The 20,569-nt window shown below is 67.7% G+C and carries 19 protein-coding genes and 1 tRNA gene; 5 read left to right on the top strand and 15 right to left on the bottom strand.

The window, feature by feature from the left end:
• Window positions 1-185: 185 nt before the first annotated feature.
• The 3 genes from ettA (at window position 186) to FHW85_RS09915 (ending at window position 3,896) form a co-directional block, all read left to right on the top strand.
• The gene (ettA, locus tag FHW85_RS09925) at window positions 186-1,847 is read left to right on the top strand and encodes an energy-dependent translational throttle protein EttA (protein ID WP_167252365.1); all 1,662 of its coding nucleotides are present in this window, start codon (window positions 186-188) and stop codon (window positions 1,845-1,847) included.
• A gap of 226 nt (window positions 1,848-2,073) precedes the next feature.
• A complete protein-coding gene (gene pyrF / locus FHW85_RS09920) occupies window positions 2,074-2,886 on the top strand; it encodes an orotidine-5'-phosphate decarboxylase (protein ID WP_167252366.1) in 813 nt (270 codons plus the stop codon).
• Between the two features lie 62 nt (window positions 2,887-2,948).
• Window positions 2,949-3,896 (top strand): MBL fold metallo-hydrolase, encoded by a 948-nt coding sequence (locus FHW85_RS09915; protein WP_168648124.1) that lies wholly within the window; start codon window positions 2,949-2,951, stop codon window positions 3,894-3,896.
• A gap of 1 nt (window position 3,897) precedes the next feature.
• On the opposite strand, the gene FHW85_RS09910 is transcribed toward FHW85_RS09915, so the two are convergent.
• From FHW85_RS09910 to FHW85_RS09890, 5 genes are all read right to left on the bottom strand, one after another.
• Complete coding sequence (locus FHW85_RS09910) at window positions 3,898-5,058, bottom strand: acyltransferase (RefSeq protein WP_168648123.1); 1,161 nt, start codon at window positions 5,056-5,058, stop codon at window positions 3,898-3,900.
• On the bottom strand, window positions 5,030-6,184 hold the full coding sequence (locus FHW85_RS09905) for a low specificity L-threonine aldolase (RefSeq protein WP_168648122.1): 1,155 nt from the start codon (window positions 6,182-6,184) through the stop codon (window positions 5,030-5,032). The genes FHW85_RS09910 and FHW85_RS09905 overlap by 29 nt, the downstream gene beginning before the upstream one ends.
• A 184-nt stretch (window positions 6,185-6,368) precedes the next feature.
• The gene (locus FHW85_RS09900) at window positions 6,369-7,154 is read right to left on the bottom strand and encodes an AcvB/VirJ family lysyl-phosphatidylglycerol hydrolase (protein ID WP_167252370.1); all 786 of its coding nucleotides are present in this window, start codon (window positions 7,152-7,154) and stop codon (window positions 6,369-6,371) included.
• Window positions 7,151-9,685, bottom strand: coding sequence for a bifunctional lysylphosphatidylglycerol flippase/synthetase MprF (gene mprF / locus FHW85_RS09895; RefSeq protein ID WP_279589654.1), 2,535 nt, complete (start codon window positions 9,683-9,685; stop codon window positions 7,151-7,153). Before mprF ends, FHW85_RS09900 begins: the two co-directional genes overlap by 4 nt.
• A 401-nt stretch (window positions 9,686-10,086) precedes the next feature.
• Window positions 10,087-12,078: an oligopeptide transporter, OPT family gene (locus FHW85_RS09890; protein WP_167252372.1), complete on the bottom strand. Its 1,992-nt coding sequence runs from the start codon at window positions 12,076-12,078 to the stop codon at window positions 10,087-10,089.
• 309 nt (window positions 12,079-12,387) lie between these two features.
• Between FHW85_RS09890 and FHW85_RS09885 the strand changes: the two genes are divergently transcribed.
• Window positions 12,388-12,864, top strand: a complete 477-nt coding sequence (locus FHW85_RS09885) for a nuclear transport factor 2 family protein (protein ID WP_168648121.1) — start codon at window positions 12,388-12,390, stop codon at window positions 12,862-12,864.
• A gap of 4 nt (window positions 12,865-12,868) precedes the next feature.
• Here FHW85_RS09885 and FHW85_RS09880 read toward each other — a convergent pair whose 3' ends face one another.
• Window positions 12,869-13,348 (bottom strand): hypothetical protein, encoded by a 480-nt coding sequence (locus FHW85_RS09880; protein ID WP_167252374.1) that lies wholly within the window; start codon window positions 13,346-13,348, stop codon window positions 12,869-12,871.
• A 220-nt stretch (window positions 13,349-13,568) separates the two neighbouring features.
• On the opposite strand from FHW85_RS09880, the gene FHW85_RS09875 reads away from it, so the two are divergent.
• The gene (locus tag FHW85_RS09875) at window positions 13,569-13,940 is read left to right on the top strand and encodes a transcriptional regulator (RefSeq protein ID WP_167252375.1); all 372 of its coding nucleotides are present in this window, start codon (window positions 13,569-13,571) and stop codon (window positions 13,938-13,940) included.
• 73 nt (window positions 13,941-14,013) lie between these two features.
• Here FHW85_RS09875 and FHW85_RS09870 read toward each other — a convergent pair whose 3' ends face one another.
• From FHW85_RS09870 to tolR, 9 genes are all read right to left on the bottom strand, one after another.
• Window positions 14,014-14,376: an RcnB family protein gene (locus tag FHW85_RS09870; protein WP_167252376.1), complete on the bottom strand. Its 363-nt coding sequence runs from the start codon at window positions 14,374-14,376 to the stop codon at window positions 14,014-14,016.
• Between the two features lie 169 nt (window positions 14,377-14,545).
• Window positions 14,546-14,621: transfer RNA gene (locus FHW85_RS09865), tRNA-Lys, on the bottom strand.
• A gap of 64 nt (window positions 14,622-14,685) precedes the next feature.
• On the bottom strand, window positions 14,686-15,381 hold the full coding sequence (gene queC / locus FHW85_RS09860; RefSeq protein ID WP_167252377.1) for a 7-cyano-7-deazaguanine synthase QueC: 696 nt from the start codon (window positions 15,379-15,381) through the stop codon (window positions 14,686-14,688).
• A 111-nt stretch (window positions 15,382-15,492) separates the two neighbouring features.
• The gene (gene queE, locus FHW85_RS09855) at window positions 15,493-16,137 is read right to left on the bottom strand and encodes a 7-carboxy-7-deazaguanine synthase QueE (protein ID WP_168648192.1); all 645 of its coding nucleotides are present in this window, start codon (window positions 16,135-16,137) and stop codon (window positions 15,493-15,495) included.
• Window positions 16,138-16,195: 58 nt separating this feature from the next.
• The gene (ybgF, locus tag FHW85_RS09850) at window positions 16,196-17,068 is read right to left on the bottom strand and encodes a tol-pal system protein YbgF (protein ID WP_210427748.1); all 873 of its coding nucleotides are present in this window, start codon (window positions 17,066-17,068) and stop codon (window positions 16,196-16,198) included.
• Between the two features lie 2 nt (window positions 17,069-17,070).
• Window positions 17,071-17,580 carry a peptidoglycan-associated lipoprotein Pal gene (gene pal / locus FHW85_RS09845; RefSeq protein WP_167252378.1) on the bottom strand — a complete coding sequence of 170 codons (510 nt, stop codon included), beginning with the start codon at window positions 17,578-17,580 and terminating at the stop codon, window positions 17,071-17,073.
• A gap of 244 nt (window positions 17,581-17,824) precedes the next feature.
• On the bottom strand, window positions 17,825-19,141 hold the full coding sequence (gene tolB / locus FHW85_RS09840) for a Tol-Pal system beta propeller repeat protein TolB (protein ID WP_167252379.1): 1,317 nt from the start codon (window positions 19,139-19,141) through the stop codon (window positions 17,825-17,827).
• An 8-nt stretch (window positions 19,142-19,149) separates the two neighbouring features.
• Window positions 19,150-20,088 (bottom strand): cell envelope integrity protein TolA, encoded by a 939-nt coding sequence (locus FHW85_RS09835; RefSeq protein WP_167252380.1) that lies wholly within the window; start codon window positions 20,086-20,088, stop codon window positions 19,150-19,152.
• Complete coding sequence (tolR, locus tag FHW85_RS09830; RefSeq protein WP_168648120.1) at window positions 20,075-20,521, bottom strand: protein TolR; 447 nt, start codon at window positions 20,519-20,521, stop codon at window positions 20,075-20,077. Before tolR ends, FHW85_RS09835 begins: the two co-directional genes overlap by 14 nt.
• Between the last annotated feature and the right edge of the window lie 48 nt (window positions 20,522-20,569).

Below are 20,569 nucleotides of genomic sequence, written 5' to 3'. Positions count from 1 at the left end.
CGGGTGATGGCGCGTCAGCCTGCGGGCCGGGCATGGCCCTGGTGCGCCAAGGCATGGCGCGGGCCGGGCGCGGCGCGGGCCGTCACCGGGACGACGCGCCGACCGGCTATAATCCCGGGTTTCACCCAACGCCCTAGCGCCTCCGTCCGCCTCGCGGGCCGGCGGCGCACGCCTCCGGAGGCTCCATGCAGTACATCTACACCATGAACGGGGTCAGCAAGATCGTTCCCCCGAAGCGCCAGATCATCAAGGACATCTCCCTCTCGTTCTTCCCCGGCGCCAAGATCGGCCTGCTGGGCCTCAACGGCGCGGGCAAGTCCACGGTGCTGCGCATCATGGCCGGCGTCGACACCGATTTTCAGGGCGAGGCCCGCCCGCAGCCGGGCATCAAGGTCGGCTACCTGGCGCAGGAGCCGCAGCTGGACGCCGAGAAGACCGTGCGCGAGGCGGTGGAAGAGGGCGTGTCGGTGATCATGGACGCGCAGAAGCGCCTGGAAGAGGTCTACGCGGCCTATGCCGAGGAAGGCGCCGACTTCGACAAGCTCGCCGCCGAGCAGCAGGAGCTGGAGAACATCCTGGCGGTGAACGACGCCCATGCGCTGGAGCGCCAGCTCGAAGTGGCCGCCGACGCGCTGCGCCTGCCGCCGTGGGACGCCAAGATCGGCCCGCTGTCGGGCGGCGAGAAGCGCCGCGTGGCGCTGTGCCGCCTGCTGCTGTCCAAGCCCGACATGCTGCTGCTGGACGAGCCTACCAACCACCTGGACGCCGAGTCGGTGGACTGGCTGGAGCAGTTCCTGCAGAACTACCCCGGCACCGTGGTGGCGGTCACCCATGACCGCTACTTCCTGGACAACGCCGCCGAGTGGATTCTCGAGCTGGACCGCGGCCGCGGCATTCCGTGGAAGGGCAACTACACCGAGTGGCTGGAGCAGAAGGACGCCCGCCTGAAGCAGGAAGCCAGCCAGGAGAAGTCGCGCCAGAAGGCGATCGAGAAGGAGCTGGAGTGGGTGCGCTCGGCCGCCAAGGGCCGCCAGTCCAAGGGCAAGGCGCGCCTCAACCGCTTCGAGGAGCTGAACTCGGTCGAGTACCAGCACCGCAACGAAACCAACGAGATCTTCATCCCGCCGGGCGAGCGCCTGGGCCAGGAAGTGATCGAGTTCAAGAACGTCTCCAAGGCCTTCGGCGACCGCCTGCTGATCGACGACCTGTCGTTCAAGGTGCCGCCGGGCGCCATCGTCGGCGTGATCGGCCCGAACGGCGCCGGCAAGTCCACGCTGATGAAGCTGATCACCGGCAAGGAGCAGCCCGACTCCGGCGAAGTGAAGCTCGGCCACACCGTCAAGCTGGCCTACGTCGACCAGTCGCGCGGCATGCTCGATGCCAAGAACAACGTATGGCAGGAAGTGTCCGGCGGCCTGGACATCCTCAGCATCGGCAACTTCGAGATCCAGTCGCGCGCCTATATCGGCCGCTTCAACTTCAAGGGCACCGACCAGCAGAAGATCGTCGGCAACCTGTCGGGCGGCGAACGCGGCCGCCTGCACCTGGCCAAGACCCTGCTGCAGGGCGGCAACGTGCTGCTGCTCGACGAGCCGTCCAACGACCTGGACGTGGAAACCCTGCGCGCGCTGGAAGACGCGCTGCTGGAATTCCCCGGCTGCGCGATGGTGATCTCGCATGACCGCTGGTTCCTGGACCGCATCGCCACGCACATCCTGGCGTTCGAGGGCGACTCGCACGTGGAGTTCTTCCCCGGCAACTACAACGAGTACGAGGCGGACAAGAAGCGCCGCCTGGGCGACGAGGCGGCCAAGCCGCATCGTGTGAAGTACAAGAAGCTGGCGTAAGCGCTCCGACTCCCTCTCCCCTCCGGGGAGAGGGTTGGGGTGAGGGGCCGGGCGGAGCGTAGAAGCAGAAGCAGCAAGCAAGCCGCACCCTGCTTATCCTTCCCAACAAGCCCATACCCTCAAAAAGAACCACGCTCCAAACACCCGTTACCGCAAGACCCGCCCCTCACCCTGCCCTCTCCCCGGAGGGGAGAGGGGTGAGAGGATGAGGCAAGGGAGTAAAGACATGCACTTCATGCAATCCCTGCAAGCCGCATGGCATCGCCACCGCTCCCTGGTCTGCGTCGGCCTCGACCCCGAGCCGGCAAAATTCCCCGCCCATCTGCGCGGCGACGCCGACGCCGTCTTCAAGTTCTGCGCCGCCATCGTCGACGCCACCGCCGACCTGGCCTGCAGCTTCAAGCCGCAGATCGCGCACTTCGCCGCTCTCCGTGCGGAAGACGCGCTGGAACGCCTGATCGCGCACATCCACGCCAGACACCCCGGCGTGCCGGTGATCCTCGACGCCAAGCGCGGCGACATCGGCAGCACCGCGCAGCATTACGTCACTGAGGCGTTCGAGCGCTACGGCGCCGATGCGGTGACGATCAACCCGTACATGGGCCGCGATTCGGCGCAGCCGTTCCTGGACCGCGCCGACAAGGGCGTGATCCTGCTCTGCCACACCTCCAATCCCGGCGCGTCGGACCTGCAGGATCTCGACGTCGGCGGCCGCCCGCTGTACCAGCGCGTCGCCGAAATGGTCGCGCGCGAGTGGAATACGCACGGCAACTGCGCCCTGGTCACCGGCGCCACCTGGCCGGAGCAGCTGGCCGAAGTGCGCGCGCTGGTGGGCGACGTGCCGCTGCTGGTGCCGGGCATCGGTGCGCAGGGCGGCGACGTGGAAGCGGTGGTCAAGCATGGCCGCAGCGCCGACGGCACGGGCCTGATGATCAGCTCCTCGCGCGCCATCCTGTACGCCGGCCAGGGCGAGGATTTCGCCGACGCCGCGCGCAAGGCCGCGCAGGAACTGCGCGACGGCATCAACCGCTACCGCTGAGCGCTTTTCCCGCCGCGGGCCGCGCGGCATAGTCGGGTCTTTCTTTCCGCAGGGAAAAACGCATGCGCGCTTTCGATCCGAACCGGCGCCAGTGGCTGCGCGCCGCCGGCTTCGGCCTCGCCGCCACCGCCGTCGGCGCCCTGCCCTTCGCCGCTCGCGCCGCCACGCGCTCCCGCCTGATCCTGCTCGGCACCGCCGGCGGCCCCACGCCGAAGCCCGACCGCGCCGCGCCCGCCAGCGCCGTGGTGGTGGACGGCGTCATCTACGTGGTCGACTGCGGCAACGGCGTGGCGCGGCAGATGGTGCAGGCCAAGCTCGACCTCGGCGCGATCCGCCACGTCTTCCTCACCCACCAGCATTCCGACCACAACGCCGACTACGGCAACCTGCTGTGGCTGGCCTGGGCCGCGCGCCTGCATACGCGCGTGGACACCTGGGGACCGCCGCCGCTGGCGGCGATGACGCGCGACTTCCTGCGCATGAACGACGTCGACATCCAGATCCGCATCAAGGACGAGGGCCGCCCGCCGCTGGCGCCGCTGATCGTGCCGCATGAACTGAATAAGGGCGGCGTGGTGCTGCAGGACGAGCGCGTCAAGGTCACCGCCGCGCTGGTGGCGCATCCGCCGGTGGTGCCGGCGTTCGCCTATCGCTTCGACTGCCCGGATCGCTCGATCGTGTTCTCCGGCGATACGCGCCCCACGCCCGCGCTGATCGAACTCGCACGCAACGCCGACGTACTGGTGCACGAGGTGATGTATCAACCGGCGCTGGAAAAGCTGATCGCCTCCGAACCGAACGCCGCCCGCCTGCGCGAACACCTGCTGGCCAGCCATACGACCACCGAGCAGGTGGGACGCGTCGCCACCGAAGCCGGCGTCAAGACGCTGGTGCTGAATCACTTCGTGCCGGGTGGCGATGCGTCGCTCACCGATGAGGTCTGGCGCGACGCCGTGGCCCCGCACTTCAAGGGCCGGCTGGTGGTGGGCCGCGACCTGATGGAGCTGTAAGTCAGTCCGCCGCGGCCACGGCCGCACCGATAGCCGGGCGGGGACGCTGCAGCCGCGCACGCAACCACCGCTCGCACGGCGTCGACAGATAGCGCTCCACCGCCACGCCGAGCAGCCAGCACAGCAGCAGCGCGGGCACATACCACAGCCACCCGCGCGACATGTCGCCGCCACTGGCGCGGAACAGCCGCACCGCGCCGTACACCACGAACATATGGGTGAGGTAGATCTCGTAGCTCAGCTGCCCCCAGCGGCGCAGCCAGCCGAAGCCCGGCAGCGGCCGCGCCGACTCGCGCTGGCGGCAGGCCACCAGCACGCACAGCGTGGAGAAGGTAAGCAGCAGCATCACGCCGTCCTGCAGCAGCGGCCACCAGAACGGCATGGCGATAAACACCGCGAACAGCCCGCTGGCACCGAGGATGCCCAGCGCCAGCGTGGCCCAGCGCGGCGCCTTCCAATGCGCCACCGCCAGCGCGCCGAGCACGCCGGTGCCGATCGCGGACATGCCGGGCAGATAGGCCTTCTCTTTCCAGATCTCGCTGGCATCGTCCAGCGACGACAGCAGCCACGGCAGCGCCATGGCCAGCGCGCACAGCAGCAGCGCCATCAGCGCATCGCGGCGCAGCAGCAGGCAGGCCAGCGGGAAGCCGAGGTAGAACACTTCCTCGATCGACAGCGACCACAGCACGTCCCAGTTGCCCGGCAGATAGCCGGTCTGGCCTTCGTACCAGTTCAGATGCAGGCCCAGCGCGGCCAGCACCGCGCGCGGCAGCGACTGGCCTTCGCGGTTGATCGCGTAGTCCTGCGCGCCGACCAGATGCAGCACGCTCAGCACGCCGACCAGGGCCAGCAGGCAGGGCACGATGCGCGCGAAACGCCGCGCATAGAAGTCGCGCAGATCGATGCGCTCCAGCGCGCCCCAGCGGCGGATCGCATTGCCCGCGATCAGGAAACCGGAGATCACGAAGAACACGAATACCGCTTCGTAGCCGTTGAAATTCAGCGCGCTCAGCAGCCGCGTCGGCAGCACCTCGGCCAGCGCGGTCTTCTTCAGCGGTATGCGCAGGCCGAGGTGATGCAGCACCACCAGCAGGATGGCGATGCCGCGCAGCAGGTCGATGCCGGGATTGCGTTCAAGAGGCGAAGGCTTTGACGATGGCATCGACGGGTTTGCGCAACAGGGATTCGTTGAACATTAGCATCAGGCGGCCGTCGCGCGGCTCGCCGATCATGATGTCGGCCTTGGCCAGGCGTTCCCGCAGGCCTTGCCGCCGCGGCTCGGCGATCTCGACGAAATGGATATTGGTGCCGTGCTCCACGCGGCGCACGGTGTAGCCGTCCAGCTTCGCCAGGCCGTCGAGCAGGCGGTCGCCGGCGGCGCGCACCCTGGCGAAGCGCTCCTCGAAGCCATGGAGCGCATCCAGCGCCAGCAGCGCGGGCTGCCAGCCGTGGTAGATGGTGCCGCCGAAGATGTGCCGCGTATCGCGCGCCTTGGCCACGTTGGCCTTGGTTCCGGCGAGGATGGCGCCGAACGGCGCGCCCAGGTATTTGTAGAGCGACACGTAGACCGTATCGAACGGCGCCGCGTACTTCGCCGCGCCGAAGCCTTCGGCGCCGCTGTTCAACAGCAGGCGCGCGCCATCCAGATGCATGCCGATGCCCTTGGCGCGGGCCCGCTCGGCGATCGCCTGCACCACCTCGAACGGCACCATCGCGCCGTCGGCGCGGCGCACCGGGCTTTCCAGCGAGATCGCGCCGATCGGCAAGGGATAGGCGGCCTTCTCCGACACGGCGATGGCCGCGTTCACTTCGTCCAGCGTCGGCGCCGCGCGGTCCGGCGCCAGCGGCACCAGGTTGATCGCGCTCAGCGTGGTCACCGCATCGCTTTCGTCGCAGTAGACGTGGCTTTCCTGCTGCACCAGGGCGCGCTTCTTGTCGCCGCACAGCAGGCGGATGGCGACCTGGTTGGCCAGGGTGCCGGTGGGCATGAAGGCGGCGTCTTCCTTGCCCAGCAGCTGGGCGAAGCGCTGCTCCAGTTCTTCGACCGCGCCGCGTTTCAGATAGGCATCGCCGGCCTTGTCGCGGGTCTGCAGGATGGCATCCATGCGGGCCAGCACGTCGCGCCCGTAATGCGGCAGGTCGTCGCCCATCAGGATGACGCTGCGGTTGATGTGCTCCGGATCCTGCGGACTCTTAGGCGAAGCGGCGGCCCATGCGGCTGGCGCGGCGGCCAGTGCGGCGAGCGAGCCCGCGGTCAACGAGGAACGGAGAAAGTCCCGACGGTCCATTGCGTGCGCCCCCGCGTGGCTGGTTGTCGGGCGAAACGTAGCACTGCGGACGTGCGGGCCTATCGGCCGAAGGTCATGCCCGGCCCCATCCGGCGTAGGTTGGGGTGAGCGCAGCGAACCCCAACATCCCGGGCGTATCGCATTGTTGGGGTTCGCTGCGCTCACCCCAACCTACGCCGAGGACTTATTGGGCAGGCGCCGCCGGCAGATCCGAAATCATCTGCTTCGCCAGCCCTTCATAGTCGTAATCGAAATGATGATCGCCCGTCTTGCGATACACCTTGATCCACGCCGGCAAACCGGCGGTGGCGCAGATGGTGTCGTCCTCGTCGTCCTTGCCGTAGTAGCACATCACCGGCGGATGGCCGTCCAGGGCGAGCAGCGGCGGGCGGGCGTCGTAGTGCTTCACCGGGTTGAGCAGCTGGAACAGGTTCTGCGTCTGCGTCTTGAACCAGCCCTCGACCATATAGCCCTGCATCTCGATCTCGTAGCTGACGTCCTTGCTCGGCGACAGCAGCACCAGCTGCGCGACGCGGGCGCGGTTCTCGGGCTTCAGCTTTTCGATGACCGACGGCAGCACGTCGGCGCCGAAGGAGAAGCCGATCAGCCACACGCGCTGCTTGCCCAGCCGGGCGGTGGACTGTTCGATCAGCGCGTCCAGGTCGGCAGCCGAGGCATCGGCATTGCTCTGGCGCCAGTAGTACTTGAGCAGGCTCACGCCCATCACCGGCACGCCGTGCTGGGCCAGGATGGCGCCGAGCTGCTTGTCCAGGTCGCGCCAGCCGCCGTCGCCGGAATAGAAAATGGCGACCACGTCGCCGCGTCCTTCCAGCGGCTTGGCACCCGGCGCGGCCGGCAGTTCGACCAGGGATTCGGCCATCGTCGCGTGGTGCCAGGGCTGCCACACGAGCGCGCCCGCGGCCGCGGCGGCGAGCACGAGGCCGCCGATGATCTTGGTGATTCGTTTCATCGGCGCACCATACCCGATAGGCCGCCGGAGATCAGGCTGGCGATATTGGCCAGCACCAGCGGCAAGGCGATGCCGGCGGGGACCGCGAGATAGCGCGGCTCCCACTCGGGATCGAATTTGTCCTTGTACTTGTGCAGGCCGCGGAAGTTGTAGAAGCGTTCGCCGCGGCCGAACACCAGCGCGCCCAGGCGGCTCCACAGCGGCGCGGTACGCCGGTTCTGCAGGCCGGAGAACGGCGCCATGCCGAGGTTGAACCAGACGTAGCCTTCGGCGCGCGCCCACTGCATCAATTCGATGAACATGAAATCCATCACGCCGGACGTGCCGTCCGGCAGGTGGCGCATCAGATCCACCGAGGCTTCTTCCTTGCTGTCGGTGAGGAACAGGTTGGCGAAGGCCACCAGCTCCTCGCCCTTCCACACCAGCGCCATCGGCGTGCGCGCCAGGTAGGCCGGGTCGAAGGTGCCGAGCGAGAAGCCTTTTTCGCGCACGCCCTTGTCGCGCATCCAGGCATCGGAGATCGGCTTCAAGCGCGGGATCAGCGCGCCCACCTCGTGCGCCGGCACGATCTGCAGGCGCATGCCTTCGCGGGTGAGCTTGTTGATGGTGTTGCGCAGCACCTTCTTGGACTTGCCGTCGAGGTTGAAGCCGTCCAGCTTGACGCGCGCCTCCTCGCCGATCTTCAGCAGGTTCATGCCCACTTCCAGATACAGGTCCAGGTCCTGCGGCCGCACCTGGTAGAACAGCGGCCAGCCGCCGGCGCGTTCGCATTGCTCGCGGAAGGTCCACACCAGTTCGCGGCGCGCGTCTTCGTCCTCGCCGACCGGATCGCCCATGGCGACCCAGCTGCGGCCTTCCACGTCGTACATGATGAAGGCCCTGGCCTCGGCATCGAACAGCAGGGTCTTGTCGCCCATCAGCGCCAGGTGCGCCTGCGCCGAGGAATAGTGCTTGATCAGCGGCAGCGCGCGCGCCAGTTCCTCTTCGCCGGGCAGGTGCAAGTCGGGCCGCGCGGGGCGGATCAGATTGGCCAGCGCGAACAGCATGCCCACCGCCGCCGCGCCCACCAGCGCACGCAGCGCGCGCGGCGCACCGCCGTGATAGAAACTGAATTCCCACCACAGGTTGGTGCTGTACTCGACGTGCTTGTAGCTGAAGGACACCAGCCAGCCCGCGCAGCCGAGCACGGCGAGGATGGCGATGATCCAGCCCACCGAGAAGGTGGCGCTGAACAGCGAGGCGCGGCGATAGAACAGCCGGTGCGCCGGCGCCAGGCCCAAGGCCAGCAGCGAGAGCAGCGTGGCTTCCTCGTAGTCGATGCCCTTGAGCAGCGACAGCACCGCGCCGAGCAGCAGCAGCACCAGGGTCAGCACATAGGCCGCATCCAGCCGGCGCTGCAGGCCGCGCGCCAGGATCAGCAGCAGCATGCCGACCATGCTGGCCAGGAAGTGCGAGAACTCCAGCACCGGCAGCGGCAGCACGTGGCGCAGAATCTCCATGCGTCCCGGCAATGCGGACGTCGCACCGGAGAACAGCAGCACCGCGCCGGAGACCAGGGTGAGGCCGGCGAAGAACGGCGGCAGCAGGCCGGTGAACCACGGCGCCAGCGGCACCTTGCCGGCCACCCCGCGCGCCTCGCGCGCCAGCACCACTACGGTGGCGGCGCACAGCGGCAGGAAGTAGTAGATCAGGCGGTACGCGGCCAGCGCGCCGAGGATCGGCGCCTCCAGGCCTTCGTTGCCGGTGGCGCCGAAGCCGGCCAGCATCACCGCCTCGAACACGCCCAGGCCGCCGGGCACGTGGCTGACCAGGCCGGCGATCTGCGCCAGCACGAAGATCGCCATGAAGTGGCCGAAGCCGGTGTCCACCGCATTCGGCATCAGCAGGTACAGCACCCACGCGGCCAGGCCCCAATCCACCGCGCCGGTAAGAATCTGCCGCGCCGCCGTGGGCGTGGACGGCCAGCTCACGCGCCATCGCCACAGGCGCAGCGGCTGGCGCAGCACCTGGCTGCCGGCCAGCCACAGCACGGGAATGAGGGTGAGCACGATCGCCACCGGAATGCGCAGGCTGGCCATCGGCACCGTCGGCGGCACCGGCACCAGCAGCAGGGTCACGCCGGTGAGCGCGAACAGGCCGAGCCAGAAACTGGCCGTGCAATACAGCACCACCTTGGCCACCTCGGCGGTGGACAGGCCGGCCTGGATATAGAAGCGGTAGCGGATCGACCCAGAGATCAACAGGGCCATGCCCAGCGCGTTGCTGAAGGCGTAGCTGATGAAGGAGATCAGCGTGACCTGGGCGCGCGGCAGCTTGCGGCCGATCGAGGCCAGGCCGAACCAGTCGTACAAGGTCATCACGCCGTAGCTGGCCGCGGTGAGCAGCATGGCCAGCACGATGCGGTGGTTTTCCAGGCCGTGCACGTAGCGTGCGACTTCGCGGTAGCTGACCTGGCTGGCCAGCGAGCGCAGCGCCCACAGCGCCAGGCAGAGCATGCCGACCGAAAGCAGCGGACCGGCGAGCCGGCGCAGCCACGCCCCGCGAGGGCGCGTCAGGGCTTCTGCCGGCTCTGGAGCGTCCGCCCCTCTCTGCTCCACCACTCGACCCAAGGCCTCCACGAATGATTCAAGGCATGCGCCTGCACGCCGGGCGTTACTGCCACCGGTCCGCGCGCCATGCGCCTGGCGGCCGCGAGCACGAAGCCTCGTCCACCACGGTCGGCAAGCATAGCGTGTCGAACCTGTCTGCGGTCCGTCGTTTCCCGGCTGTCCCCCTGGCCGCCGCGCTGCGCGGGCATGGAGCACATGCGGGTGCGCGGCCGCGGAACGGTCGCGCCAGTGTAAGACGAACAACGCAGCGGAAAATGACAACGGCCGGACAAGCCGGCCGTCGTCTTCCCGGCCGCCGGTTCACCGGCGGTATGGGCAAGGAATTACGCGTTCGCGCTGCCGCGCGCCAGGCGGGCCACCCAGCGGTACAGCACCACCACGATCGCGATGAAGGCCAGGCCGCCGAGGACCTCCGCCGTATTGGCGAACGAGGGCGATACCAGGGCCAGCGGCGCGCCCTTGCCGGAGAACGCCACGATCGCGGCAATCACCACGCCGATGATGCTCTCGCCCACGATCAGGCCGGAGGCGAGCAGCACGCCCAGCTGCTTGGTGGCCTCGGGCTTCGGACCGCGGTCGGCGCGGCGGTCGAACAGCCAGCCCACCACCGAGCCGACCACCACCATCAAGGTGCTGGCCGTGGGCAGATAGATGCCCAGGCCCACCGCCAGCGGCGGGATGCGCATCCTGGTGGTGCGCGCCAGGATGGCGTCGACCACGATCACCGCCACGCCGATGCCGATGCCGGTGGTGATCAGGCCCCAGTCGATGTTGTTGGTGATCACGCCCTGCGCCAGCGCCGAGATCAGGCCGGCCTGCGGCGCGGGCAGCGCGGCGGGGCCGGCGCCGGGCACGCCGGCGAAACCGTAGGCCTTGTTGAGCAGGTCCAGCACCGGCGGGATCACCGCGGCGCCGGCGATCACGCCGATCACCAGCGCCACCTGCTGGCGCCACGGCGTGGCGTCGACCAGCTGGCCGGTCTTGAGGTCCTGCAGGTTGTTGTTGGCGATGGCGGCCACGGTGAAGATCACCGCGGTGGTGAACAGCGCGAACGCCACCAGCGCCTTGCCGGCCTCGGCCGGCACGTACGGCTTCACGCCCGCCACCAGCAGCAGCGCGGCGCCGATCACCACCAGGATGCCCACGCCCGACAGCGGGCTGTTGGACGAACCGATCAGGCCGGCCATGTAGCCGCATACGGTGGACACGAAGAAGCCCATCAGCACCACGTAGGCCACGCCGCCCACCGCCAGCACGGCGAGGTGGTCGCCCAGGCCGCTGCTGTTGGCGAAGTAGCCGAGCAGCCAGGCGATCGGCACGAAGCAGGCCAGGGTGATCAGGCCGACGATGCCGATCGGGATGTCCTGCTCGGTGCGCGGCAGCGAAGCGGCGTTGCCGGCCTTGCGCACGCGCGAGGCGGCCATGGCCGAGGTGAGGCCGCTGATCACCGGCTTGACCAGCTTGGCCAGGGTCCAGATGGCGGACACGCCGATGGCACCGGCGCCGACGTAGCGCACCTTGTGGCTCCAGGTGGCCTGGGCCAGCTCGGCCACGCCGCCGGCGACGTGCTCGAACGGCGAATAGAACGGCACGCCCCAGCCCCAGCCGATCAGCGCGCCGACCAGCATGGCGATACCGACCGACAGGCCGACCAGGTGGCCGATCGCGAACAGCGCGAAGGAAAGATTGAAGTCGAAGCCGCTGACCGAGCCCTTGTCGCCGACGCGGAAGTAGCTGATCACGTCCGAGGCGAACACCTGGGTGGCCACCACCACGGCGAACACCGCCGAGACCACCGAACCCCACAGCACCGCCAGCAGGCCGGCCCTGCCCTCTTCCACGCTGCCGCCGGCCTCGTGCTCGCCGCTGCCGACCTTCAGCACTTCGGCGCAGGCGATGCCTTCCGGATACGGCAGGTCGGAATTGGTGACCAGGGCGCGGCGCAGCGGGATCGAATACATCACGCCCAGGATGCCGCCGAGCGCGCATACCGCGAACGAGGTCCAGAACGGGAAGCCGGTCCACCAGCCGATCATGATCATGCCGGGCAGCACGAAGATGATCGAGGACAAGGTGCCGGCCGCCGAGGCGATGGTCTGCACCACGTTGTTTTCCTGGATGGTGGATCCGCGCATCGCGCGCAGGATCGCCATCGAGATCACCGCCGCCGGAATCGAGGTGGCGAAGGTGAGGCCGGCCTTGAGGCCGAAGAAGACGTTGGCGGCGGTGAACACCAGGGTGAGCAGTACGCCGAGGATCACGCCGCGTACGGTCAATTCCTTGCGCACGTCGGCGACAGCCGGCAGCGCGCTCACGAGTGCTTTCCTTTCATGCTGGAGTTCTCCCCATGGAGTAGTAGTTCGGTTTTATCGGCGGCATTGGAATGAGACGGCGGCCGCTCGCCGATCACTGTCCTGAATCGTCCTAGATTTGCCACATTTTCGCCCTGGAGCAAAGAGCGTGTGCGGCAAAGGCCGTACCGTAGCCTGTCGCCGCCTGCATCCGAACCATCAGGAAAAAGCCCAACGTCCCGGAAAATCGGAAACTGCCTACCAGAAAACTTGATTCTCCCTTGCCGGGCGCCGCCGCATACTCGCGGCTCCCCATGGACCCGAGGTATCCCCATGCCCGCCCCGCATCCCGACGCCATCGACGGCCTCGACACGCACTTCGCGCCGGAACATCCGCTGGCCGCGCTGAGCGGCTTCTACCGCGCCTTCAACCAGCGCGACCTGGAGGCGATGGCGCGCAACTGGTCGCACGACGAGGCGGCGTCGATGAGCAATCCGCTGGGCGGCATCGAGCGCGGATGGTCGCGCATACGCGCGGTGTACGAGCGCATCTTCCTGGGCGAGGCGCACGTGCGCGTGGTGTTCCACGACTACACCTTGCATGAATTCGGCTTGCATGAATTCGGCGACGCCTTCCTCGCGGTGGGGCGCGAACGCGGCGTGCTGGAGCGTAGCAATACCAAGCTGGAACTGGCCATCCGCACCACGCGCCTGTACCGGCGCGTGGACGGACAGTGGCGGCAGTTCCATCACCATGGGTCGTTCGAGGATCCGGCGCTGCTGGAGGCCTACCACGAGGCGGTGCGCTGAGCGCTCAGCCCGCACCGGCGCTGCTGCGGCTGCTCGCCACCGAGATGCGCCCCGGGAATTCGCCGCCGGCCCTGCTCTGTTCGAACCATTGGCGGCCATGCAGGCTGGCCAGCTGCGGGTGCGCGAGGTAGCGCCCCGCGTAGTCCGCCAGCTGGCGCCAGCGCTGCGCGTCCTGGCGCAGCTGGGTGAGGTGGGCGCGCAGCTGGCCGCCGGACGGCGTGCCCAGCCAGCCGGCGCCGGCCCATTCCCGTACGAACTGGCGCAGTGCGACCGCCGCGGTCCAGGCTGCGGATGCCTGCGCCAGCGCGTTGGCGCGGATCGCCTGCAGGCGCTCGGGCAGGAAGCGCGCCAGCCCTTCGTCCTCCAGCGCCAGCGGGCTGTTGCCCTGCAGGTCGTTGAGCAGGCGGTCGAGCTGGGTGTTGGGATAAATCCGCGAGGTATCCGCCTCAGGATTGCTCCGTACTCCGAAAATTGCCTTCTCCATCTTGCTTTCCTCGCACTTTGCTACTAGCGAATAAATCTAATAAATACAAGGAAATACCATCACAAGTTGACAATCTAAACAATTAGAAATTGCCTACTCGGCGGGTCAGATCATCAACAATGGCGCTCGTCTTACGTGCTCGACCACCGTTGTTTCCGACCCCCGCGCAACGTGCCGCCCAGGCCGTCCGCGGCACCGCGAGAAGGAGCCTCTTTTGGCAATGAACGGGTTTTCCCAGCGTCTGCATCTGGCCATGGACCTGATCGGCATGAGCAAGGGCCGTGGCCGCACGACCCGCCTGGCCGACATGTTCGGCGTATCGCGCGAGACGGCACGCAAATGGCTCAGCGACATGGCCCGCCCCGAAACCAAGCGCATGACCGAAATCGCCGGACGCTTCGGCGTCAGTTTCGAATGGCTGGCCACCGGGCGCGGCGAGCCGAAGGGCTTCATGAAGGTGCAGGACGCCGCGGCGCCGTACCGGGTGGACCATCGCGAGCAGGCGCGCCTGTTCGGGCTGATCGGCCGGCTTACGCGGGATCAGCGCAAGGCCTTGCTGGTGATCCTGGAGCAGATGGTGAAGAAGGAATAAGGCCTGGCACGGCGCATGAAAAAAGCCCGCTCGTTCGAGCGGGCTTTTTTCTTATGCAGCAATGCGCGGGCGATCAGTGCGCGTTGACCACGATGTCCACGATCAGGCCGGTGGCGACGGCGGTGAGGAAGATCTGGCCGTCGTCGTCGCGCACGTAGCGATAGCCCGGTTCCGGACGGCGCAGGTGGTAATGCTCGTAGTCGGTCACGTAGTAGGTGCGCTCGTAGTAGCGGTCCGGCAGGCGCTCGCCGCGGCGGTAGGCGTGCTTCTCCCAGCCGCGGTGCTGGCCGTTGTCGTGGCGGCCTTCGTCCTTCGGATTGTGGCCGCGGCCATGATCGTGGTCGTGATCCCAATCGTGGTCCTGCGGCGCGGCCCAGGCGGCGGCGCTGGTGACGAGCAGTGCGATGGCGGTGGTCAGACCCAGCAGGCGTTTCATGGCGGCTCCGTACCCTCGAGGGGCGTTGATGGCATGCGGCTGCGTGGCAGCCGGGAGCGATGCTAGCGCCGGCAAGCTGAATTGCCCTGGCTGCCGCGCGCAACCGCGGCTGAACCGGATTGTGGATTGGGCAAAAAATAAGGATCCGCGTCGCCGCGGATCCTTCGATTGGTGGGCCGTGACAGATTCGAACTGTCGACCAACGGATTAAAAGTCCGCTGCTCTACCGGCTGAGCTAACGGCCCATGCGCTCAAAAAGCCAAGCGCGCGATTTTAAGGTCAGCGCGCCTGGGGCACAAGCAAACCGCCTCAGGCGTAGCGCGTGGGATCGGGCAGGCCGGCTTCGCGGAAGCCCTGCGCGCGCAGGCGGCAGGCATCGCAATGGCCGCAGGCGCGGCCCTGCGCATCGGCGTTGTAGCAGCTCACGGTTTCCGCGAAATCCACGCCCAGGCGCGCGCCTTCGCGCGCGATGTCCGCCTTGCTCATGCGCATCAGCGGCGCGTGCACGCGGATGCCGGCGCCTTCGACGCCAGCCTTGGTGGCCACGTTGGCAAGCTGCTCGAAGGCCTCGATAAAGGCCGGCCGGCAATCCGGATAGCCGGAATAATCGACCGCATTGACGCCGCACCAGATGTCGCTGGAACCGAGCACCTCGGCCCAGCCCAGCGCGATCGACAGCATGATGGTGTTGCGCGCCGGCACGTAGGTAACCGGGATGCCGCCGGCTTCGCCGTGCAGGTCGGCGTCGAGCGGCACGTCGATGTCGGCGGTGAGCGCCGAGCCGCCGATCGAGCGCAGGTCGACCTGCACCGTCTTGTGTTCCACCGCGCCGAGCAGGCGCGACACGCGCGCCGAGGCTTCCAGTTCCGAACTGTGGCGCTGGCCGTAAGCCACGCTCAGCGCGTGCACCTGGTAACCCTGTTCGCGTGCGATGGCGATGGTGACGGCGGAATCCATGCCGCCGGAGACGAGCACGACGGCCTTGCGGGGAGAACTTTCAGACATGGCGACATCCACTTCAGAGTCAGGCCGGTCACCGGCCGGAGAGCGCCACCGGCAGCACAGGCCGGCGCGCGGAAACTGCTATGCGCCAGCGCGCCTCGGCGCGCGGACGAATCAATGCCCCGGCGCGTCGTTCCACAGCAGCTTGTGCAGCTGCAACTGGAAGCGCACCGGCAGCTTGTCCTCGATGATCCATTCGGCGAGCTCGCGCGGGTTCACCTTGCCGTGCACCGGCGAGAACAGCACCATGCAGCGCCGGTCGATGGCGTGCGTGGCGACCGCTTCGCATGCCCATGCGTAGTCCGCGCGGCTGGCCAGCACGAACTTCACCTGGTCGTGCGGCAGCAGGTGGTCCAGGTTGGACCACAGGTTGCGCGCGCTCTCGCCGGAGTCCGGCGCCTTCAGGTCCATCACCTTGCGCACGCGCGGATCGACCGCGGCCACGTCGAGCGCGCCGGAGGTTTCCAGCGATACCTCGTAGCCGGCATCGCACAGCCGCTGCAGCAGGATCAGGCAGCGCTTCTGCGCCAGCGGCTCGCCGCCGGTGACGCAGACGTGCTTGGCGCCATGCGAGGCCACCTCGGCGAGGATGTCATCGATGTCGCGCCAGCCGCCGCCGTAGAACGAATACTCGGTGTCGCACCACACGCAGCGCAGCGGGCAGCCGGTGAGGCGCACGAACACGGTGCGCCAGCCGATCGCATCGGCCTCGCCCTGGATCGAGTGGAAGATCTCGGTGATGCGCAGCCGCTCGGCCATGGCCGGCGTCGACGTGGTGGACGCCACGTTCGCGTTGCCTTCGCTCACCGCCGGAACCTCAGTTGGCCGGCTGCTGCTGCAGTCGGCGCAGCCGCTCCTGGGCCAGGCTGGCGGCCTTGGAACCCGGATACCTGGTGGTCACCGACTTCAGCGTGGCCTTGCCCTGCTCGGCCTGCTTCAGTTCCAGCTGGCTGTAGCCGAGCTTGAGCATCGCATCGGGCGCCTTGTCGCTCTGCGCGTACTGCGAGAGCAGGCGCTGGAAGGTCTCGGCCGCGAGCGGGTAGTTCATGGTCCCGTAGTAGGACTCGCCCAGCCAGTAGAACGCATTCGGCATCAGCGGGCTGTCGGGGTACTGCTGGATGAAGCCGCGGAAACCGCGCGAGGCGGCCACGAAGTCGCCGTTGCGCAGCGACTTGAAGGCGGTGTCGTAGGCGGCCTGCGCACCGGTCTGGTCGCCCGGCGCGGCGGCAGGCGCCTTGGTGTCGCCGGGCTTGCCCTTGGTGTCGGCAGCTGCAGCCGCCGCGGCGGGCGCGGCATGGGTGCTGCCGGCGGAGGCAGGCGCGGCGTTCGCGTCGCTGCCGGTGGCGGCGGCATGGTTGCCGGCGCCGCTTTCGAGGCGGCCGATACGCGAATCGAGATCCGTGTACTGCGCCTTGTTGGAATCCTTCAGTTCCTGCAGCTGGTGCTGCAGTTCTTCGATCTGGCCCTGCATCTGCCGCATCTGCGCCTGCAGTGCCTGCATCTGGTTGACCATGCCGACGCCGCCCTGGTCCTGGTTCTGCGCCTGCTGCTCGAGCCGCGCGACGCGGTCGGCAAGGCTGAGGCGGGAATCCTGCGCCAGTGCGGGAACGGCAAAAAGCATGGCGGACGCTATCGCGCCCGCCATGCCGAGCCGCCTGGCCGTGTAGCTGTTAGCCAGTCGCTGCTTCATGCTTACTTCGCCGTGTAGACGATCTCGACGCGGCGGTTCTTGCCCCAGCAATCCTCGTTGTGCTCACGGCACACCGGCTTCTCCTTGCCGTAGCTGATCACGTTCAGCTGGCTGGCCGAACCGCCGGCGGCGGTCAGGGCGCTGGAGACAGCGTTGCCGCGGCGCTCGCCGAGGCCCAGGTTGTACTCGCGGGTGCCGCGCTCGTCGGTGTTGCCTTCCAGGCGGATCTGGGCGGTCGGGCGGTCCTGCAGGTACTTGGCGTGGCACGCCATGATCTGCTGGAACTCCGGCTTGATCTCGTCCTTGTCGAAATCGAAGTACACGACGCGCTGACGCAGGCAAGCGTCACGGTCGAGATCTTCCGGGGTGTACTTGCCCGAGGTCGGCTGCTGGCTGGTGGCCACCGGGGTGGTGTCCGCCGGGGTCTGCGGCTTGACTTCCTGCTTCTTCGAGCATGCGGCCGCGCCAACGCAGAGCAGGGCGACCAGGGCGACGCGAACGGTCTTATTCATGGTGGACGTTCCTTCAAACGGGTTTGAGTTCCGACAGTCAATAGCGATTGCGGTTACAGGACAGTGATCGCCGGTGGACCGGCTGTTATTGTGACACCTTGGTACCGGCGCCGCGGCTGGCCGCTGCGCCGGCCACCCGCCAGGCCCAGGGCCCGAAGGGCGACCGGGCCGGCAGCAGGATCTTTGCCCCACCACCGCCCCTGATCTTGCGGGCCGCTGCGCCTCGAGGCGCGCGGCCGCTCATTCAACGCTGCCGGTACGGACCCCAGGACGGTTCGCGCACGTCGCCATCGGCAAGCACGAGGCGCTGGCGAACCTGACCATCCGCCGAAACGGCATAAAGCACGCCGCGCCGTCCTTCGGTAGCGGCATACAGCAGCATGCTGGCGTTGGGCGCGAAGCTCGGGGACTCATCGATCGGGCCCGGCGAGAGCGGACGCACCTGCCCACCCAGACTGCGGTCCATGACCGCAATACGATACACGTTCCCGTTGCCCTGCACCATGGCGACCTGCTTGCCGTCGTAGCTGACGTCGGCGCTCAGGTTGTTCTGGCCCTGGAAGCTGATGCGGTTGGCGCCGCCGCCGGAAGCCGGCATCTGGTAGATCTGCGGGCGGCCCGAGCGGTCCGAGGTGAAGTAGATGCTCTGGCCGTCCGGCGACCACACCGGCTCGGTATTGATGGCCAGGCTCTTGGTCAGGCGGGTCTCCTGGCGGCTGGCCACGTCCATCACGTAGATCTCGGGGTTGCCCGAATAGGACAGGGACACCGCCAGCTTGGTGCCGTCCGGCGACCAGGCCGGGGCGCTGTTGATGCCGCGCGGACGAGCCGAGACCAGCTGGCGCTGGCCGGTGGTGATGTCCTGCACGTAGATGGCCGAGTTGCCGCTTTCGAACGAGACGTAGGCGATCTTCTTGCCGTCCGGCGACCAGTGCGGCGACAGCAGCGACTCGCGCGAGCGCGCCACCACCTGCGGGTTGAAGCCGTCCGAATCGGCCACGATCAGCGAGTACGTGGTGTTGTTGCCCAGGCCCACCGCGGTGATGTACGCGATGCGGGTCCAGAACGCGCCGCGCACGCCGGTGATCTTTTCGTAGATCTGGTCGGCGATCTGGTGGGCCACGCCGCGCAGGTCGCCGGCCGGGGCGGTGAAGGCCTGGGCCAGCAGGCTCTGCTGCTTGTTGACGTCCCACAGCTCGTACTCGACGCGCAGCATGCCGCCGCCGGCGTCGCTGATGCGGCCGATGGTGAGGAAGTCCTGCTTGAGCAGGCGCCAGGTCGGGAACTTGATGTCCGCGCCCTTGGACGGCGTCTCCACGATCTCGCTCTTGGCCAGCGAGCGGAACTTGCCCGAGCGGTTGAAATCGTTGCGGATCACGTCGGCCACGTCGGTGGGCAGCGGCGCGCCGCCGGCCTGGGCGAACGGCACCACCGCGATCGGCGTGGCGGTCTTGAGGCCACCGACGATGTCGACGTTGAGCGACTGGGCTGCGGCCTGGCCGGCGAAGAGACCGGACAAGGCCAGCAGGACGATGGCGAAAGCTGAGCTCAATTTGCGCATGGGCTTGGTCACTGCGGCCTGAAAGTGAAGTCGATATTGCGTTTGAACACGCTCTCGAACCCCTTGTAAGGCAGGGGCTGGGCGCGAAGGACGGCGTTCTCGATGGAGCGCTTGCCGGCCTCGTCGTAAGGACAGGAGGCATCGACTTTGGCACTCATCACGTCGCCGCCGGGCAATTGCACGATGTGCACGACGCACGGAGCGTTCGGCATGTTATCCGGGCGGAGCCAATTCTGAGTGACGGCGTTCTGAATCGCGGCTTGATACTGGGCCAGCAGGCTGTTGTCCGGGCCGTTCTGGCCGGTCTGGCGCTGGTCGGCGCGAGGCAGGTCGGCCTGGCCGTTGTCCTTGGCGTCCTTGATGTCTTCCAGCTGCTGCTTGGCCTGCTTAGCCTTGTTTTCCAGCTTCTGGCGCGCCTGGTCGGCCTTGTCCATCTGGGCGAACAGGTCGTCCAGCTTCTTCTTTTCTTCCTTCTGCTTGGCCGCCTGGGCGTCCAGCTCGGCCTGCCGCTGGCGCTGGCGCTCTTCCTGTTCGCGCTTGGCGTCCTCGGCCTTCTGCAGGGCGTCGGCCACCACTTTTTCCTGGTCCTTGATGTCCGGACGCTCGGGCGGCGGCGGCAAGGTCTTCACCACCGGGGCTTCCTGCGGCGGAGTCGGCGGCGTCACCGTGGGCGGCGGCGGCGTGGTGTCCGGGATCGGCTTGGCCTTGGTGGCCTTCGGCGGCGGTGCGCCGGTGGGGCCGATCAGGGTGGCTTCGATGATCTGGCCCGGCAGCGCGATCGGCTTCGGGCAGGCCAGCAGGTTGAGGCTGGGCGGCAGATGCAGGGTCTCGAACACTTCTTCGTAGAACGAGCAGGGCACGATGGCGAGGGCCAGAAAGCCCACCAGGCCCAGATGCAGGATGGCGGAAAGAACGACCGCCTTGGGCGTGCCTTTACGGTCGTCCATGCTTCCCGCTCGACTCGGGCTGGCTCATCAGGCCGATCTTCGACACGCCCGCTTCCTGCAGCACCGGCAGGATCAGATAGACCTTGCCGTAATTGGCCCGCTCGTCGCCGGCCACCAGCACCTGCAGGTCGGGGTTTTCCTTCTGGAACGCGGTGATCTTGACCTTGAACTCCTCGGCGCTGACCGGCTCGCGCTTGGAGCCCTGCGAGCTGAGATAGATCTGGCCGCTCTCGTCGACCGAGACCACCACCGGGTCCTTCTTGTCCTGCAGCGACTTGGCCTGGGTCTGCGGCAGCTGGATGTCCACGCCGAGATTCATCATCGGCGCGGTCACCATGAAGATGATCAGCAGCACGAGCATCACGTCGATGTACGGCACGACGTTGATCTCGGACTTGAGCTTGAAGCGCTTGTGGCGCGCGGAACTACGCATGAGGAAGCCCTTAGAGCCTGTTCATGGTCTTCCCGTGCCCCGCGCCGG

The sequence above is a fragment of the Dyella sp. SG609 genome, assembly GCF_012275375.1.
Lineage (GTDB): Bacteria > Pseudomonadota > Gammaproteobacteria > Xanthomonadales > Rhodanobacteraceae > Dyella_D > Dyella_D marensis.
The sequence above is the reverse complement of the archived record's forward strand: the minus strand, read 5'-3'. Positions and strand labels throughout refer to the sequence as shown.

Coding starts and splice junctions, on each gene's coding strand:
- pyrF (WP_167252366.1), top strand. CDS start 2,074: ATGCACTTCATGCAATCCCTGCAAGCCGCATGGCATCGCCACCGCTCC.
- FHW85_RS09905 (WP_168648122.1), bottom strand. CDS start 6,184: ATGGACCGTCGGGACTTTCTCCGTTCCTCGTTGACCGCGGGCTCGCTC.
- FHW85_RS09870 (WP_167252376.1), bottom strand. CDS start 14,376: ATGAAACGCCTGCTGGGTCTGACCACCGCCATCGCACTGCTCGTCACC.
- FHW85_RS09900 (WP_167252370.1), bottom strand. CDS start 7,154: ATGAAACGAATCACCAAGATCATCGGCGGCCTCGTGCTCGCCGCCGCG.
- tolB (WP_167252379.1), bottom strand. CDS start 19,141: ATGCGCAAATTGAGCTCAGCTTTCGCCATCGTCCTGCTGGCCTTGTCC.
- tolR (WP_168648120.1), bottom strand. CDS start 20,521: ATGCGTAGTTCCGCGCGCCACAAGCGCTTCAAGCTCAAGTCCGAGATC.
- FHW85_RS09875 (WP_167252375.1), top strand. CDS start 13,569: ATGAACGGGTTTTCCCAGCGTCTGCATCTGGCCATGGACCTGATCGGC.
- queC (WP_167252377.1), bottom strand. CDS start 15,381: ATGTCTGAAAGTTCTCCCCGCAAGGCCGTCGTGCTCGTCTCCGGCGGC.
- FHW85_RS09885 (WP_168648121.1), top strand. CDS start 12,388: ATGCCCGCCCCGCATCCCGACGCCATCGACGGCCTCGACACGCACTTC.
- pal (WP_167252378.1), bottom strand. CDS start 17,580: ATGAATAAGACCGTTCGCGTCGCCCTGGTCGCCCTGCTCTGCGTTGGC.
- FHW85_RS09915 (WP_168648124.1), top strand. CDS start 2,949: ATGCGCGCTTTCGATCCGAACCGGCGCCAGTGGCTGCGCGCCGCCGGC.
- queE (WP_168648192.1), bottom strand. CDS start 16,137: ATGGCCGAGCGGCTGCGCATCACCGAGATCTTCCACTCGATCCAGGGC.
- FHW85_RS09835 (WP_167252380.1), bottom strand. CDS start 20,088: ATGGACGACCGTAAAGGCACGCCCAAGGCGGTCGTTCTTTCCGCCATC.
- ybgF (WP_210427748.1), bottom strand. CDS start 17,068: ATGAAGCAGCGACTGGCTAACAGCTACACGGCCAGGCGGCTCGGCATG.
- FHW85_RS09880 (WP_167252374.1), bottom strand. CDS start 13,348: ATGGAGAAGGCAATTTTCGGAGTACGGAGCAATCCTGAGGCGGATACC.
- ettA (WP_167252365.1), top strand. CDS start 186: ATGCAGTACATCTACACCATGAACGGGGTCAGCAAGATCGTTCCCCCG.
- FHW85_RS09910 (WP_168648123.1), bottom strand. CDS start 5,058: ATGCCATCGTCAAAGCCTTCGCCTCTTGAACGCAATCCCGGCATCGAC.